The sequence below is a fragment of the Agrobacterium genomosp. 2 str. CFBP 5494 genome, from assembly GCF_900013495.1.
Lineage (GTDB): Bacteria > Pseudomonadota > Alphaproteobacteria > Rhizobiales > Rhizobiaceae > Agrobacterium > Agrobacterium pusense.
The window spans coordinates 642434-659771 of the sequence record NZ_LT009718.1 but is presented as its reverse complement, the minus strand read 5'-3'; the positions used below and the strand labels follow the sequence as shown (position 1 = coordinate 659771).

The 17338-nt window shown below is 59.1% G+C and carries 13 protein-coding genes and 1 pseudogene; 4 read left to right on the top strand and 10 right to left on the bottom strand.

Going from position 1 to position 17338, the window contains the following annotated elements; translation table 11 throughout:
- Window positions 1–3 precede the first annotated feature (3 nt).
- From AGR2A_RS03090 to sppA, 10 genes and pseudogenes are all read right to left on the bottom strand, one after another.
- Window positions 4–2832, bottom strand: a complete 2829-nt coding sequence (locus tag AGR2A_RS03090; RefSeq protein ID WP_035206692.1) for a [protein-PII] uridylyltransferase — start codon at window positions 2830–2832, stop codon at window positions 4–6.
- A gap of 95 nt (window positions 2833–2927) precedes the next feature.
- Window positions 2928–5579, bottom strand: a complete 2652-nt coding sequence (gene mutS / locus AGR2A_RS03085) for a DNA mismatch repair protein MutS (RefSeq protein ID WP_080823005.1) — start codon at window positions 5577–5579, stop codon at window positions 2928–2930.
- A gap of 189 nt (window positions 5580–5768) precedes the next feature.
- Window positions 5769–6650 (bottom strand): GNAT family N-acetyltransferase, encoded by an 882-nt coding sequence (locus AGR2A_RS03080; RefSeq protein WP_072493873.1) that lies wholly within the window; start codon window positions 6648–6650, stop codon window positions 5769–5771.
- A 94-nt stretch (window positions 6651–6744) separates the two neighbouring features.
- The gene (locus AGR2A_RS03075; protein ID WP_072493872.1) at window positions 6745–8991 is read right to left on the bottom strand and encodes a hybrid sensor histidine kinase/response regulator; all 2247 of its coding nucleotides are present in this window, start codon (window positions 8989–8991) and stop codon (window positions 6745–6747) included.
- 55 nt (window positions 8992–9046) lie between these two features.
- Window positions 9047–9535 (bottom strand): signal peptidase II, encoded by a 489-nt coding sequence (gene lspA, locus AGR2A_RS03070; protein ID WP_004439571.1) that lies wholly within the window; start codon window positions 9533–9535, stop codon window positions 9047–9049.
- Complete coding sequence (locus tag AGR2A_RS03065; RefSeq protein ID WP_004439569.1) at window positions 9535–10392, bottom strand: TrmH family RNA methyltransferase; 858 nt, start codon at window positions 10390–10392, stop codon at window positions 9535–9537. Before AGR2A_RS03065 ends, lspA begins: the two co-directional genes overlap by 1 nt.
- A complete protein-coding gene (locus tag AGR2A_RS03060) occupies window positions 10389–11522 on the bottom strand; it encodes a class I SAM-dependent methyltransferase (RefSeq protein ID WP_072493871.1) in 1134 nt (377 codons plus the stop codon). Before AGR2A_RS03060 ends, AGR2A_RS03065 begins: the two co-directional genes overlap by 4 nt.
- A 93-nt stretch (window positions 11523–11615) precedes the next feature.
- Window positions 11616–11957 (bottom strand): LapA family protein, encoded by a 342-nt coding sequence (locus AGR2A_RS03055; protein ID WP_004439562.1) that lies wholly within the window; start codon window positions 11955–11957, stop codon window positions 11616–11618.
- Window positions 11958–12020: 63 nt separating this feature from the next.
- Window positions 12021–12326, bottom strand: a pseudogene (locus tag AGR2A_RS03050) (integration host factor subunit beta); the annotation flags it as partial.
- A 23-nt stretch (window positions 12327–12349) separates the two neighbouring features.
- On the bottom strand, window positions 12350–13303 hold the full coding sequence (sppA, locus tag AGR2A_RS03045) for a signal peptide peptidase SppA (protein ID WP_072494850.1): 954 nt from the start codon (window positions 13301–13303) through the stop codon (window positions 12350–12352).
- Window positions 13304–13536: 233 nt separating this feature from the next.
- On the opposite strand from sppA, the gene lptC reads away from it, so the two are divergent.
- From lptC to rpoN, 4 genes are all read left to right on the top strand, one after another.
- Window positions 13537–14202 carry an LPS export ABC transporter periplasmic protein LptC gene (gene lptC / locus AGR2A_RS03040; RefSeq protein ID WP_035206688.1) on the top strand — a complete coding sequence of 222 codons (666 nt, stop codon included), beginning with the start codon at window positions 13537–13539 and terminating at the stop codon, window positions 14200–14202.
- 13 nt (window positions 14203–14215) lie between these two features.
- Complete coding sequence (locus AGR2A_RS03035) at window positions 14216–14779, top strand: LptA/OstA family protein (protein ID WP_004439544.1); 564 nt, start codon at window positions 14216–14218, stop codon at window positions 14777–14779.
- A gap of 9 nt (window positions 14780–14788) precedes the next feature.
- Window positions 14789–15598 (top strand): LPS export ABC transporter ATP-binding protein, encoded by an 810-nt coding sequence (gene lptB / locus AGR2A_RS03030; protein WP_006698893.1) that lies wholly within the window; start codon window positions 14789–14791, stop codon window positions 15596–15598.
- A gap of 153 nt (window positions 15599–15751) precedes the next feature.
- Window positions 15752–17302 (top strand): RNA polymerase factor sigma-54, encoded by a 1551-nt coding sequence (rpoN, locus tag AGR2A_RS03025; RefSeq protein ID WP_072493870.1) that lies wholly within the window; start codon window positions 15752–15754, stop codon window positions 17300–17302.
- Window positions 17303–17338: the final 36 nt, after the last annotated feature.

The following is a 17338-nucleotide window of genomic DNA, read 5'->3' as shown; positions in this document are numbered from 1 at the left end:
CTTTCAAGCCTTTGCCGTGCGCGCGGCCGGCAGCGCCGCCACGTCTGGATGGGCGATGATGCCGTTTGGCATGCGGTCGCGCAATTCGTCTTCCTGCTCGCTCATGACCGCCTTCAAACGTTGCGCGATGCTGGCCTGCCGGTTGTCGTTCGTCACCTTCTGACCGAAGAGATCAGTGACGTAGAAGGTATCGATGACTTTTTCACCAAATGTCGTGATGCGGGCGGAGTGAATGTCGAGTGACAGGTCGGCGATGACAGCCGTCATGTCGGCCAGAAGCCCCGGCCGGTCGAGGCACTCGACCTCGATGACGGTGAACTTGTTGGACAAGCCATTCGAGATCGTCACCGAAGGCGGAATGGTGAAGGCGCTCTTTTTCTTCCGGCTCTTGGTGCGCGTGGCGATCATTTCCGGCAGGCGCTGCTTGCCGGAGAGTACTTCCTCGATCAGTTTGCCGACATTGTTGCCGCGCCGCGTCTCGTCCTCGTCGATCGGAAATTCGCGGTTGATGAGGATCGTATCGAGCGCCCGCCCATCGGAGGTGGTGAAAATCTGCGCATCGGCAATGTTGGCGCCGGCCGCGGCGCAGGCGCCGGTTATGATCGAAAGCAGGCGCGGATGGTCGGGCGCCAGAACGGTGATTTCCGTGATGGCGTGGAAGGAATGGGTGCGCACCATGGTCGAGAGCGCCTTTTCCTGCTTGTCCGCCTCGCGGATGAAGCGGGTGTGTCGCACCTGATCTTCCAGCGCCACCGTCAGGAGATAAGGCTCGTAATGCAGCTTGGTGTATTTGCGCCGCGCCTTCTGGCCCCAGTCATCAAGGGCGTCGTAGAGCGCCTGCCGGGCAATCTGCGCGCGCTCCTTGCGCGAAACTTCCGAGAAACCGCCGGAGAGAAGCAGTTCCGTCTCATAATAGAGCGAGCGCAGCAGCTGGCCCTTCCAGCCATTCCACACACCCGGACCGACAGCCCTGATATCGCAGACGGTCAGGATGAGCAGCATCTTCAGCCGCTCCATGGATTGCACCTTGTCGGCAAAATCGGTGATGGTCTTGCGGTCGTGCAGGTCGCGCGTCTGGGCAACCATGGACATCAGAAGATGCTGCTCGATAAGCCAAACGACGGTTTCGGTCTGCTTGCCGGTGAGACGGAAGCGCTGGCAGAGCTTGCGGGCGACGCGGGCACCGGCGATCGAATGATCTTCCTGCCGGCCCTTGGCGACATCGTGCAGCAGTACCGCCACATAAAGCGCCTCGCGTTCCTCGACGCCGGGCATCAACTGATTGGCGAGCGGATGGGCATCGACAGCCGTTCCCTTATCCACTTCCGACAGCACGCCGACAGAACGAATGAGATGCTCGTCCACCGTGTAATGATGATACATGTTGAACTGCATCATCGCGACGATCTTGCCGAATTCGGGGATGAATTTGCCGAGCACGCCTGCCTCGTTCATACGGCGCAACGTCAGCGCCGGATCGCGCCGCGAGGTGAGGATCGACAGGAAAAGCCGGTTTGCTTCCTCGTTTTCCCGCAGCTCGTCATTGATGAGCGAAAGCGAACGGGTGACCACGCGCAAGGCATCGGGGTGCAGTTCGAGATTGTTGATATCGGCGATGTGAAAGAGCCGGATGAGATTGACCGGATCGTTCTTGAACACATCAGGCTTCGCGAGCGCGATGCGCCCCCGGTCCTCGACGAATTCCACCGAGCCAGGGATTTTACGCACGCGATGGGCAAAACGGCTGAGCACGCCGGAAAGGCCCGGCACGTCCTTCGCCTGCCTGTCTTCCAGCCCGGCGCAGACGATGCGGGTGAGATCACCGACATCTTTTGCGACGAGGAAATAGTGCTTCATGAAGCGCTCGACGGCGGAGAGGCCGGGGCGCGGCTGATAGTTCAGCGCATCGGCAATTTCGCGCTGAATATCGAAGGAAAGGCGTTCTTCCGCCTTGCCGGTGATGAAATGCATCTGGCAACGGACGGCCCAGAGAAAATCATCCGCCTTTTCGAACAGTTTCAGTTCGGATCTCGACAGGACACCGAGCTTCACCAGATCGGCCGTGTCGCGAACGTGATAATAATATTTGGCAATCCAGAACAGCGTGTGCAGGTCACGCAAGCCGCCCTTACCTTCCTTGACGTTCGGCTCCACCAGATAACGCGTATCGCCGGCCTTGCGGTGGCGCTGGTCACGCTCGGCGAGCTTGGCGGCGATGAATTCCGGGCCAGTTCCGGTGACGACTTCTGACTCGAAGCGTTTTTCGAGATCGTCGGTCAGGGATTTCTTGCCGCAGATCGCCCGCACTTCCAAAATAGCGGTGCGGATCGTCATGTCGGATTTGGAAAGCCTAATGCATTCATCCACGGTGCGGGTGGCGTGGCCGACCTTGAAGCCGAGATCCCAGAGGAGATAGAGAACGAACTCCACGGCCTTGTGCATGTCAGGCGTGTTCTTGGTGGGAAGCAGGAACAGGAGGTCGATATCCGATCCCGGCGCCAGCGTGCCGCGTCCATAACCGCCAACCGCGGCGACAGCGATCTGCGGCGCATCTTTCGGATAGACGTATTGGCAGGAGAGATCATAGAGCGTTTCGATCAGCCGATCCTGCAGCCAGGAGATGCGACGGGCGCAATCAATACCGCTGCCATCGGCCTTGAGCAGTTCCCTGGCCTTTTCCCGGCCTTCCGTACTGGCCTTGCGGAAGATCGGCAGTAAATCGGACTTGATATCGGCTATGCGTTTGCCGTCTTCCCTGAAGATGACGTCGCAGTCTCGCTTCAGCGCCGATACATCGAGAATGTCGGAAAAATCCAGGTCCTTGATGGCCATCTATGCCGTTATCCGTGTCCTGTGGGAACCCCACCGCTTGCGATGGGAGTGTCCTATAAAGAGTTTCAGAGGCTATGGACAGGCACTCTATGCCTTCAAGCCTTGCCAAGTTCTTTCTTCAACGCATAGAGCGCGTCCAATGCCTCACGCGGTGTCATTTCGTCCGGATTGAAGCTTTTCAGGGCTTCCTCCACCTTTGATGGTACTGCCTTGCGCGTTTCCTCGCGGCGAACCGCGATCTGGAACAGCGGGAGATCATCAATCAGCTGGCTTGCCGGGTTCTTGCGGTCGGCATCTTCGAGCTTCGTCAGCACCTCGCGGGCGCGTTCCACCACCGAAGCCGGCAAGCCCGCAAGCCGTGCGACCTGAATGCCGTAGGAACGATCCGCAGCGCCCGGTCCGACTTCGTGCAGGAAGATGACGTCACCTTCCCACTCCTTCACCCGCATCGTGGCATTGGAAAGGCGGCCGAGTTTTTCCGAGAGCACCGTCAACTCATGGAAGTGGGTGGCAAAAAGACCACGGCAGCGATTGACCTCATGCAGGTGCTCCACCGACGCCCAGGCGATGGAAAGTCCGTCGAAGGTCGCCGTGCCCCGGCCGATCTCGTCCAGAATGACCAGCGAGCGGTCCGTCGCCTGATTGAGGATGGCGGCAGTTTCCACCATCTCCACCATGAAGGTCGAGCGGCCACGCGCCAGATCGTCAGACGCGCCGACACGCGAAAACAACCGGTCCACAACGCCGATATGGGCAGCTTCCGCCGGCACGAAGGAACCGATCTGCGCAAGGATGGCGATCAGCGCATTCTGGCGCAGGAAGGTCGATTTACCGCCCATGTTGGGACCGGTGAGCAGCCAGATCGCGCCGTTCTTGCCGCCATTGACCGCCGACAGGTCGCAATTGTTGGCGATGAAGGGCCCAGCTGACTGCCGCCTGAGCGCCTGTTCTACAACCGGGTGTCGCCCACCCTTGATCGAAAAGGTCATGGAGGCGTCGACGATCGGCCGGCAATAGGCCTGTTCGGTTGCGAGATAGGCCAGGCTCGAGGCGACATCGATGACCGCTAGCGCCAGCGCGCCGGCCTTGATCGCGTCGGCCTGCTGCACCACCGCCTTGACCATCCGTTCGAAGGCTTCCAGCTCCATGGTCAGGGCTTCGGCAGCAGCATTGGCGATGCGGCTTTCGAGATCGGCAAGCTCGGTGGTGGTGAAACGCATGGCACCGGCCATCGTCTGGCGGTGGATGAAGCGGGCCTTCGCCTCGTCGGTCGCCGTCATCACATCGGCATTGCCCGCCGTCACCTCGATGAAATAGCCAAGCACATTGTTATGCTTGATCTTGAGCGACTTGATGCCGGTCTCCTCGGCATATTGCAGCTGCAGCCCGGCGATCACCCGACGCGACTGATCGCGCAGCGCCCGCACCTCATCGAGTTCGGGATTGGCGCCCTCACGCAGGAAGCCGCCATCGCGCTTCAGAAGCGGCAGATCGTCGGCCAGCATCGAGCCGAGCATCGCTTCCAGCCCGCTCGGCAAGGCTTTCAGATCCGCAAGGGCTGAGGCAAGCTCCTCCGGCAACAGCCCCTGATCGAGAATGGCGGCAATTCTCTCGGCCGACGCCAAGCCCTGCCGGATCGCGCCGAGATCGCGCGGGCCGCCGCGCTCCAGCGCAAGGCGGGAAAGCGCGCGCGGCATATCGGCCACCTGCTTCAGCGCATCGCGCAGACCGTCGCAGAGGGAGACATCGTCAATCAAATAAGCAACCGCGTCGAGACGGGCATTGATCCTCTCCGGATCGGTCAAGGGTGACATCAGCCGCTCGGCGAGAAGCCGCGCACCGCCGCCAGTGACCGTGCGGTTCAGCGCATGCAGCAACGAGCCGTCCCTCTCACCCGAGAGCGTCTTCACCAGCTCCAGATTGGCACGGGTCGCGGGATCGATGAAGAGCGTGGAGGCAGCACTTTCGCGTTCCGGCGCGCCGAGCGGCGGGCGCTCGGCGATCTGCGTTTTTTCGACATAGGCAACGGCGGCAGCGGCAGCGGCCATTTCCACGCGCGAAAATGTGCCGAAACCATCGAGCGTCGAGACGTTGAAGTAACGCGCGATCCGCCCTTCAGCCGTAGCGCTGTCGAACAGAATGGCCGGCTGCGGCACCGCCACGCGGCCCAGCATATCGAACACCGGCCGCAATTCCTCGTCGTGGAACAGGCTGTCGGCAACGATCAGCTCGCGCGGGTCGATACGCCAGATATCGGCAAGAAGCCGCGTCAGCGTCGTTTCCGCCAGACGGAAGACGCCGGTGGAAATATCAATCCAGGCAAGCGCGAACTGTGCCTCCGCACTGCCGCGAATACGAGCAAGCGCCATCAGATAGTTGGATTCCGTTGGCGAAAGCAGCTTTTCTTCGGTGAGCGTGCCAGGCGTGACAAGCCGCACCACATCGCGTTTTACCACGGATTTCGATCCGCGCTTCTTCGCCTCGGCCGGGTCTTCGACCTGCTCGCAGACGGCAACGCGATAGCCGCGCATGATGAGCTTCTGGAGATAATCATCCGCAGCATGGACGGGAACGCCGCACATGGGAATATCGTGACCCATGTGTTGGCCACGTTTCGTCAGCGTGATACCGAGAGCGCGGGAAGCTTCCACCGCATCGTCAAAGAACAATTCGTAAAAATCGCCCATGCGGTAGAACAGCAGCGAACCGGGATTGTTCGCCTTGATTTCGATATATTGCTCCATCATCGGAGTGGCCGTCGCACGGCTCTCTTCCGAGATCAGGGAAGCGGTTGTCAGAACGTCCGTCAATGGCCTGCCGATGTCATATCGTGTTGCGGAAAAGGAGCGCTGACACTAACGGGAATGGCTACTCCAAGACAACACGCACGGCACCGCTGCCCACAGGAACATCCCCTCCGGCTACGCAGAACCCGCTCAGCCGTTGATACGTTCGGTCTCGCCGCCATAATAGCTGATGTATCGGCCGGCGATCGACGAAACCGGCAGCACCACCAGCACGTCGGTCGTGTTGAAGGCGTGGTCTACCACTGCGCCGGAGCCGAACATGGCGCCGAGGCGCATATAACCCTTGATCAGAGGCGGCATGGCGTTCAGCGCCTTGCGGGCGTTCAGGGCTTCTGCCGGAACGAGGTCCATTTCATGGTAGAGCTCAGGAAGAGCAACCGCCTCCCACTCCCCCTTCGCAAGGCAGTTATGGTGCAGGAAAGACAAGGCGAGCGCATGTGCTTCCGGCTGCACACCCGGGAAGGAGGCGCAGCCGATCATGGCGTCCATCCGGTGTTTGACGGCGTAGGACCAGTTGCCCTGCCACAGAAGCTCGACGGTGCGCTTGGTACGATATTCCGGCAGCACGCAGGAGCGGCCAAGCTCCATGAAGCGCTTGCCCGGGTGGCGCGCAACGAGACCGGCGATGTCGAATTCGCTGGCGGAATAAAAGCCATTATTGGCGAGCGCGACTTCCTGACGCAGCAGGCGATAGGTGCCGACGATCTGATCTTCGCTGTCACCCTCGATCGACTTGTCGAGCACGAGCAGATGGTCACACACACTGTCCCAGGCGTCGAAGTCGCGCTGGCGCCGCATCGCTTCTGCCGGAAGCCTTGCCTTCATCTCATCGACGAACACCCGGTACCGCACGGACTGCGCAGCATCAATCTCGCGTTCATTTCTGGCAAGCCGGGTTTCCAGCGTGCCGATGCGACCGAAAAGGCCCTCATTGTCCTGAGCTGTCTCCGGACGAGGAGTAATGACAACATTGTTTTCACAAATGTCGTGATTGAGGATTTCGGCAACCATGGGGAATCGCTCCGCCACCAAAGAATTTTCCTGTCATAAATCACTATTTAACGACAGAATAGTGACAAAATGCAGCCAGAGCGAGTCTGTCAATTTACGATAGCGACAGGCGTTTCGCCTCCAGCAGACGACGGATTTCCTCAACCAGCCGTCGCGGGTCGGCAGGTTTCGTCAAAATCGCGCCAACACCAGCCTTCAGCAGGATTTCGGCGGTCGCGTCACTGGTATCGCCGCTGAGCACGATGACAGGAATATTTCTTTCGCCTTGCAGCATATGGATGAGGTCAGGGAGCGCTTGGAGCCCGTCGCCGCCCGGCATGTTGAGGTCGGAGACTATGAGATCAGGCAAACGGGATACGCCCTGCTCCAGAGATTGCCGCAACGCCGCAAAATCCCCGACGGCGCGGACGATATAGCCGCTTTTTTCCAGAACGGCGCGGATGATGCGCTGATTAACAGCATCGTCTTCCGCCACGAGTATCTCGATACCGCTCGCTCCCTCCACCACCCGCGAGGAAAATCCCACATCCGGGTGGTTGTCGTTGATGGCGTCCCGTCGCTCTATGCCGCGCAGACGACCGCACAATACGTCGATCAGGGATTTTTCCCGCAGCGGCCGGATCAACCACGCGTCGAAGGCCACATGCATTGTCGACGGCCGTTCTTCGGGGCTGACGAGCAGCGTGCGGCGGACATTGCCGTCCGGCCAATCCTTCAGTGCATCTTTGAACAACGGCGAAATGCGCCGGTCGACGATGACATCGGTAAGGGGGGCGGTCCCGATGGCGGAACTCTTCCTCAGCTTTTCCAGATCTTCAGGCTGATGGATAAGTGTGCATTGCCCGCCGAAGGCCTCGATCGCCTCCATCGTGACCGCTGCCGCCACACCCCTTGGTGCGACGAGCAGGACATTTGTATGTCGCAGGCAATGGCGCCGCGCCGGATCCGCCATCTCGGCAGGCGCGCCTCCCGGGCGAAACGCCAGCCTGAAAGTGCTACCCTTGCCCTTGCGGCTGGAAACCGTGAGACGGCCGCCGAATTCCCGCACGATACGGGCGGAGATCGCAAGTCCAAGGCCCGTGCCTGCGCTTCGCTGCGACAACGGGCCAGCCTGTTCGAATTCCCCAAAAATACGGGCCTGTTCCGCCCGGCTCATGCCTGGGCCGGTGTCTTCGACGGCGATGTGCAATTCGTCACCAATCATGCGCGCCCGGATGACGACGCCGCCTTCCCGCGTGAATTTGACGGCATTGCCGAGGAGATTGAAGAGGACCTGACGCAGCCTCGCCGGATCGAAATCGAGATGATCGGGTACTTCAGGCGCAACGAAGGATGTAATCTCTATACCTTTTTCATGGGCGCGATGGGCGAGCATCTCAACGATGCTCTCAATCAGCCGCCGCAGGTTCTCCGCGCGCGGATTGAGCCTGAAGCGACCAGCCTCCATGGTCGAATAATCCAGCAGATCCTCGACCAGCTGCACCAGCGACTGGCCGGATTGCCGCATGCCATCGAGATAGTTGCGCTGCTCGTCGCTGAGTTTCGTCTGCGACAGAAGATGGTTCATGCCGAGCATGCCGGAAAGCGGCAGGCGGATTTCATGACTTACCGTGGCAAGCAGCCTCGCCTTTTCCGCCTCGGCCTTTTCGGCGCGCAGGCGGGCATCTTCCCTTTCGGCAAGTGCAAGCCGCTCCTCAGTCACATCTCGGGCGATGCTGCTGATGTGAAGACGGCTGCTTGCCAGATCGCGGGTCACGACATCATGCCAGGAGAAGATGCGCTGGCCGAACGGGGTCGCGATCTCCACATCATAAGCGTGGACCTTTTCGCCCGGGCGGAAAGCGATGCCGATTTCCTCGCAGCTCAACCCTTCCGGGGCCGTGCAGCCAGTCATTTCGCGAAACACTCTATTCGCCTCGACAATACGCCGGTTCATGTCGCGGATCACGACTATATCGCCCATGAACTCCTGCATTTCGGCAATCAGAGACCGGTTTTGCGTCTGGCGCAGCCGGAGATCTGCTTCTGCAGCCAGGGCATCGGGCCGATGCAAAGACTCATCAAAGAGCGCATGGAAAAGGACACCGACGAGCACTGCGCCGAAAAAGATCGCCATCGCAACAGTGACAGCATAAGGCACTGCAAGCGCGATAAGGGCAGCGGAAAAAGCCCCCACCGATAACGACACGGCGACATAGAGCGCAATCGACCCGGTACCGGTCGCATGTCCTTCATCTGCAGGGCGTGCCGTCGTATCGAGACGATCCGCAGGCTGCACCGCCGTGGCAGCCAGGCCAAGGCCATCCGAGACTTTTTGCCGAAGTTTTGCCAGTTCGCTCATAGGCAACCGCTACCACGGCAGCGGTTTTGATATGTTTGGCCGAAACGGTAAAATTTTACTTTTTAGCCGCCCGGGCGTGCAAAAACTCGTCGAGAATGACGCAGCCTGCACCGATGGTTATGAAACTGTCAGCAAGGTTGAAAACAGCGAAGGACCATGTCTGTGTGTGGAACAGGATATAGTCGATGACGTGACCGTAAAAGAAGCGGTCGAGAAGATTACCCGCTGCTCCGGCGATGATGAAGGCAAAACCGAGATGGGCGAAGGTGCGATCGGCAGCCGTCTTGCGCCATAGCCACAGAACGAAGACAACGATGACGAGCCGCATGCTGACGATGAACCACCCGTGCATGTCTTCGAGCATGGAAAAGGCGACACCAAGATTGTAGGTGCGGTAAAGCGCCAGAAACGGCGCGACAGGCACCATCTCCTGCAGCGGCAGATAGGCCTCGACCAGCTGCTTGACGATTTGATCCAGCACCAGCGCGGCGACGATCAGGGCAAAGGCCGGGCCGAATTTCGAGAACAATGCCGCCTTGGCCATTACGTCACCGGTGCGAGTTCGAGGAGATGTCGCCGTGCTTCGAACAGCATGACGGCGGTTGCGATGGCGAGATTAAGGCTGTCTGCGCGACCCTGCTGGGGAATGCGCGCCAGCTGGTCGGCCTTGCCGGCAAGCTCCGGCGGAAGGCCGGATTGTTCATTGCCCATCAGGATCACGACCGGCTTGCCGGCATAATCAATCTTTCGATAATCCACAGAACCGGCAAGATGGGTGGCGACGACGCTGACATGTGCCGATTTTTTCCAGGACAGGAATTCCTCGACCGAGGCGCGCGCAACGGGCGTGGCGAAGACCGAACCCATGGTGGCGCGTACCGTTTCCAGCGAAAATGGGTCCGTGCAATCCCCGACCAGAATGACCCCCGAGGCACCAGCCGCGTCCGCTGTGCGGATGATGGTGCCGAGATTGCCGGGATCACGAACCCGGTCGAGTGCGATATAGGTCTCGCCCTTTTCCGGCCGGATATCCTTCAGCGGCTTCCATTTCTGCTCGAAAATGCCAACGACCATTTGCGGATTGTCGCGGCGGGTGATCGAGGCGATGACCTTTTCGCTGACTTCGAGCACCAGCCCGCCGGATGCGACCGTCTTCACCGCCGCCTGCTCCACCAGCGGCTTGCCCTTGGCGGCTTTGGCGTAAACCAGCGTCTTTATCGTCCAGCCGAGTTCGAGGGCATCGATGACCAGCTTCAGGCCTTCCGCCATGAAAGTGCCGGTCTCCTCCCTGCCCTTTTTCTGGGTGAGCGCCTTAATGTCCTTGATGATGGGATTGGCGAGGCTGGTCACTTCCTTGACCTGACCAACCCGGCGCGTTGTATTTTCGCGCATATCCTTCATTTCGGCTCCCAGCGGCTGAACAGCGATGTGGAAAGCACGCGGCCCGGCGTCTTGCCGTCCAGCCCGGCTTCACGGATGACAAGTTCGCCGGACGTGACGACGCCAGCGGCGCCGCGCATGGTTTCACGCATCAGCTCATGCATTGAATAGAAGCTCGCCCTGATCGAATAGGCTGTCAGCACCAGGCCGAGCGCCTTGGGCGACAGGATTTCCCGGCAGATGTCCAGCATCAGAGGCAGATGGTCGAACAATTGCCAGACCTCGCCGTGGGTCCCGCGGCCGAACTTCGGCGGGTCGGTAAGGATGATATCGTAGCTGTTGCCGCGGCGTTCCTCACGCTGGATGAACTTCATGGCGTCTTCGCAGATCCAGCGGATCGGCGCCTGCTCGAGCCGGGCAAGGGCCTGATTTTCCTTGGCCCAGCCGATCGCCTTCTTGGAGGCATCGACGTGGGTGACTTCAGCGCCCGCAGCCGCCGCGACCAACGAGGCGACGCCTGTATAACCGAACAGATTAAGCACCTTCAGCGGCCGGTCAGCCGTCTCGATGGAATGTTTCAGCCACTCCCAATGAACGATCTGCTCGGGAAAGACGCCAACATGCCGGAAAGCCGTGAAGCGACCGAGAAAATCGACGCCCAAGAGCGACAGGGGCCAGGTTTCTCCGAGCGCTTCCCTGGGAAACCGCCAGCGGCCCATGCCGTCCTCGTCCGTATCGCCGGTAAAGACGGCATCGGCATTCTGCCATACGCGGTCGGGGATCGAAGGTCTCCAGAGCGCCTGCGCCTCGGGACGGACGATGCGATAGTCGCCATATTGCTCGAGCTTCAGGCCGTTGCCGCTATCGATGAGGTGAAAATCACCGGCGCCGCTCGATTCCAGAATGACGGGAACCTGTTCCGCAGGCAGTGCGCCGGTGCGCTGCATCAGTGCGCGCGCAGGAACCTGTTCGATGGCGGCGGCTACAACGGTTTTTTCCTTCGGTGCGGCCTTCTGCACGCTGCGCACCGCATCCGGCTCGCGCTTTTTCGGCGCGGCATCCGCGCGGCGCGCCGGCTTTGCGGCATGAACCTGTTTTTTCTCGTTTCCGGCTCGCGCGCGATTGCCCGGCCGGCTGTCTTTTTTCTTCAATGGAAATCTTTCCGCTTTTGCCCGCGTCTTATCGCGCCAGCAAATAACATTCCGTAGGCCGCTCGACTAGAGCCGGGACCAATGCTGGCGCCATCACTTTGCCGGGAGTTGTCCCGCCTGTGGAAGCTGGCCGGCCGCGGCAGCCTTTTGACGGTTGGCCTCGTCGTGCCAGCGAACGGCTTCCTTCGCCTCGATGCGGGCGCGTTTGCGATGTTTGCCCTGAGCGAACCAGGTGGCCGCAGACCCAAGCAGCACACCAAAAATGACCGCCAGAAACAGGAAAACGAAAAATGGCGCGGTGAAGGACAGAACGCCGTCTTCCGGTCGGAAGGGGTTGAGCGCCAACGTCACGGACTGACGATTGGCAACACACAGGATGACGAGGATGATCGCCAGCGGAAGCAGGATGATGAGGTTGATGATTTTTTTTGACATCCGAAAATACTCCATCGCCGCGAGGAAGGCCGGCTCCGTTTCAGTCGCCGGCGTCAAGAACGATCAATCGTCCTCTTCGTCACCCATTCCGGGGTTCAGGCGTTCACGCAGTTCCTTACCCGTCTTGAAGAAGGGCACCCATTTTTCCTCGACGAAAACCGATTCACCCGTGCGCGGGTTCCGGCCCGAGCGCGACGGACGGTTTTTCACCGAAAACGCGCCAAAACCGCGGAGCTCAACACGATTTCCTGCCGCCAGAGCGTCGGTGATTTCATCCAGCACCGCATTGACGATGTTTTCCACGTCACGGTGATAAAGGTGCGGGTTACGCGCAGCAACGATCTGCACCAGTTCAGATTTGATCACGGTTGCCCCCTGAAAGAATTGGCTTTTTAACGCGGCTCAACCTGCCAAACGGAAACAAGACCGTCAAGAAACAACTTGTCCGTACCGAGCTGGCCAGGCCCTGCGAAGGGAATTAAATCGTCATATCCCAGAAACTTCGCTATTTGCGCAACACTGAAAAGCGCGAAAGGCGAATTGGAGGACGGCGCACGCCATTCGACAATCGGCAAATCCTTTGCCACACCGCGGGTTTCGAAATAGGTGCGAATTTCCTTTTCGCCGCCGAGCGTGTCAACCAGCCTGTTGGCAACAGCCTGACGGCCGGTATAGATCGATCCATCAGCCAGTTTCAGCACATCCTCGCGTGGCAGTTTGCGGCGATCTGCCACAAGGTCCACAAACCAGCCATAGCTGTCCATCACCATGGCGCGGATCATCGTCTTTGCTTCTTCCGGCGCCTCGTGGAACGGTGAAGGCTCCGCCTTCATCGGCGACGACTTGATTTCCTGCAACGAGACGCCGAGCTTGTCCATCAACTGGCCAAGTTGGGGATATTGGAAGATCACGCCGATCGAACCGGTGATCGAGGTTTCGCCGGCAACGATGACATCGCCCGCCGATGCGATCATGTAACCTGCGGAGGCAGCGAGCGTGCGCACATCCGAAACGACCGGCTTCTTTTCTGCGACCCCTCGAATGGCCTTAAAGATGCGCTCACCGCCATAGGTGGTGCCGCCTGGCGAAGAAATCGACACGATCAGTCCTTTGACATTGTCGCTCTTGGCGATCCTGTCGAGCCGCTCGAGAAGTTCGGTATTGTCGGTGATCAGGCCAGAGACCTCGACGCGGGCAATATGGGGCTTCGCACTCTGCTGCGGTCCATCCCAGAAAAGACGGTAGAGGCCGAAGAAACCGGCAACGAGCAGAAGAACGGCGGCAATCCGCCAGAAAGTCAGCTTGCGGCGCAACCGCCTGCGATCCGCTATCGCCATATTGTCCATAAAAACCTCTGTCATCCGCTCTTGCGCTTCAGGCCATATGGTTCTTCTAACGCGAAGCCGCAAGGAAACAATAAGGAAACCAGAATTACGATAAAATTCGCATTTCCCTTGCACCTTTCCAGACAAAAACCATATTGGCAGGACAAAGCACTCGTGCCAAAGACATTTAGATAGAGACACAAGCTTCAATTGTGCGCCTGAAAGGCGCCGAGAAGCATTCCGGACCCGCTCTTATGCTCGAAAGACTCCGCGAACCCGCGCCAGCATTTCCGCTGCCCAATGACCAGAACGGCGCTTACGGGCGTGCGCTCCGGCATTCAGCGCGTGTGAAACGGCTGAAAATCATTCTGCCGCTCGCGGCGGCAATCGTTTCGCTTGCCTTCATCGCTGTCTCGGTTATCCGAACCTGGGCGCCTGAAGAAGTCTCCCTCGAAAGCGCGAGGATAGAAGACGGCAAGATCGTGATGGAAAAACCTGCCGTTGCGGGCCGCAACGAGAAGGGAATCGATTACTCCATGAACGCCGACCGCGCGTTGCAGGACATCGCCAACCCCAATCTGATGACGCTCGAAAAGGTTCTGGCGGCGGTTCCGGTAAACGACAGTGTCGCGCAGGTGATCGCCCAGGAAGGCATTTTCGACCGCGCCACGAACAAACTAAAGATGACCGCCCCTTTTGACATCAATCTCAGCAATGGCATACAAGCGAAATTCCAGTCTGCGGAAGTCGATCTGAAGGCCGGGAAAATGAGCAGCCAGCAGCCGGTTTCAATCAAAACAAACGACGGCTCGATTGTTGCGCAATCGATTGACATCGCCGATAATGGCAAGACAATTACATTTTCGGGGCAGGTACGGGCACGTATCGCTGCATCCAATATCAAAAATGAAGGCAAGTGAGAGCCCGGTCCAGATGATGCAAATTTCCCGTCCCGTTTTCCTTGGCAAATCCGCAGGCTTAACAGCCGCAGGTCTTGTTTTTTCGTGTCTTGCAACTGTGGCTTTCGCCCAGAACACCACCAGCAACATGCAGGGTGTCAAGCTTTCCGGCGATCAGCCGATTGCGATTGAAAGTGACCAGCTCGAGATTCGCGATCAGGAGCGCAAGGCATATTTTACCGGCAACGTGAAGGTTGTGCAGGGAACGACCACCCTGCAGGCCGGCAAGATGACGGTGAATTACAAGGGCGAGGGTTCTTCGCTCACCAGTGGCGACGCCAACATCGAAAAAATCTTCGTGGACAATAATGTCTATCTGACGTCCGAGACCCAGAAGGCGACGGCCGATCACGGCGAATTCGACATGGCGGCGCAGACCTTCATTCTGACGGGAAAGCAGGTCGTGCTGTCCGAAGGCACCAATGTCTTCACCGGCTGCAAGCTCACTGTTCTGATGAATACGGGACAGGCCAAGCTCGAAAGCTGCGGCGGTCCTGTCCGGATCATGCTCGATCCGAAATCGCAGAAGAAACAGTAGTCTTTCCTCGTGAAGATACCCTCGATCTCAAAAATATTCGGCGGCGGGCGCCACCGATCCGCGGACTCCGCCTCACCGGCGGACAAGACCCCCTATCAGGGCACGCTGATCGCGCATGGTTTGACCAAGACCTATAATACGCGTCGCGTGGTCAACGGTGTTTCGCTGGTCGTTCGTCGCGGCGAGGCCGTGGGCCTGCTCGGGCCGAACGGCGCCGGCAAAACCACCTGTTTTTATATGATCACGGGCCTGGTTCCGGTCGATACCGGCAAGATCGCCATCAACGGCAATGATGTGACCACCATGCCGATGTATCGGCGCGCCCGTCTCGGCGTCGGTTACCTGCCGCAGGAAGCCTCGATCTTCCGCGGGTTGACCGTGGAGGAGAACATCCGCGCCGTGCTGGAAGTGCACGAGCCGGACGCAGCCAAGCGCAACCGCAAGCTCGATGAGCTGCTGGAAGAATTCCATATCGCGCAGCTGCGCAAGTCGCCCGCCGTGGCGCTTTCGGGTGGCGAGCGCCGCCGTCTGGAAATCGCACGCGCGCTTGCGACAGATCCGACCTTCATGCTGCTCGACGAGCCCTTCGCGGGCGTCGATCCGATTTCGGTCAGCGACATCCAGAATCTGGTAAGGCATCTGACAGCGCGCGGCATCGGCGTTCTCGTCACTGATCATAATGTCCGAGAAACGCTTGGCCTCATCGACCGCGCTTACATCATCCATGCAGGCGAGGTGCTGACGCATGGACGTCCCGACGATATCGTCAACAATCCGGATGTGCGTCGCCTCTATCTCGGCAATAATTTCAGCCTTTAAGCTGTAGGGCGCGAAAGATTCTTCGTCGCGCCCTGCCCTGACGCTTGACCAAACAAAATAAAAAAGCAATTTTTGGGCCAAGTTCTGTCGTCTCGGTAAAATTTCTGGAAAATCTGGCGACGGAGAAGCTGTAAAGGGAGTTTCGCGTTCGCCATGGCATTGTCTGCCAGCCTTTTGCTGCGTCAAAACCAGTCTCTCGTGATGACACCGCAACTGATGCAGTCCATCCAGCTGCTTCAGATGACGCATTTCGAGTTGACGCAGTTTATCGCGCAGGAGGTGGAACGTAATCCGCTGCTGGAAATTGCGGCAAACGATGGCGATTTGAGCAATGACATGCCGGCGGAAGCCGACAATTTCGGCGACAGCGATGGTGACGGCGCGGGAAAATCCCCCAGCGTGACCGCGGATAGTGAAGACTGGTACGGGGATCGCGCCGCCAATCTTGGCGAGCAACTCGACACGAGCTTCGAAAACGTCTTTCCCGACGATGGCGAGCCGAGAAAGGCCGATGCGCCCGAACTGGCGAGCCAGTGGAAATCGATGCCGGGGCAGGAATCCGGCGAAAGTTACGATCTCGATGACTTCGTCGCTGCAAAACAGAGCCTGGGCGACCATCTCAGTCAGCAATTGCCGCTCTCCATCTCTTCCCCCGAAGACAGGATGATCGCCGATGTGCTTATCGGCCAACTCGATGAGACCGGCTATATCGCCGCAGACGCTGTCGACGAGGTCGCCGAGCGGCTGGGAGCGGCTCCTTCGACTGTCGAGCGGGTCTTGAAGACACTCCAGGGCTTCGATCCTCCCGGCGTATTTTCACGTTCACTGAGCGAGTGTCTGGCGATCCAGCTCGCGCAGAAGGACCGGCTCGACCCGGCCATGCGGGCTTTCATCGACAATCTCGAGCTTCTGGCGAAGCGGGATTTCGCCTCCTTAAAGAAACTCTGTGGGGTCGATGAGGAAGACCTGCTCGACATGCTGGCGGAAATCCGCACGCTCAATCCACGCCCCGGTGCAGGCTACGATTCAGCGGTTTCGGAGACCATCGTTCCCGACATCATCGTTCGTCCCTCCTCTTCCGGCGGCTGGCTGGTGGAAATCAATCCCGAGACCCTGCCACGCGTGCTCATCAACCAGAGCTATTTCGCCGAAGTCTCGAAACACAAGGCTCGCGCAGGAGAGGACCAGGACTTTCTGGCTGAATGCATGCAGACCGCCCATTGGCTGACCCGCAGCCTCGACCAGCGCGCCCGGACGATCATGAAGGTTGCGACGGAGATCGTGCGTCAGCAGGATGCCTTTCTCCTCAATGGCGTGGATCACCTGCGGCCGCTGAACCTGAAGACGGTTGCGGACGCCATCAAGATGCACGAATCCACCGTCAGCCGCGTGACATCAAAGAAATACATGCTGACGCCACGCGGGCTGTTCGAGCTCAAATATTTCTTCAGCGTATCGATCAGCGCTGTGGAAGGCGGTGACAGCCATTCAGCGGAAGCAGTTCGTCACCGCATCAAGGCCATGATTGCGCAGGAAGCGGCTGATGCGGTGCTTTCCGACGACGATATCGTAGACAATCTAAAGAAGAACGGTATCGATCTCGCCCGCCGCACCGTCGCCAAATATCGGGAGGCGATGAACATCCCCTCCTCCGTGCAGAGACGCCGGGAAAAGAAGGCTCTTGCCAGGTTGTCCGCCTTCTGAGCGATGAACCCGATCACGTTTATGGCGGTTTTTTGC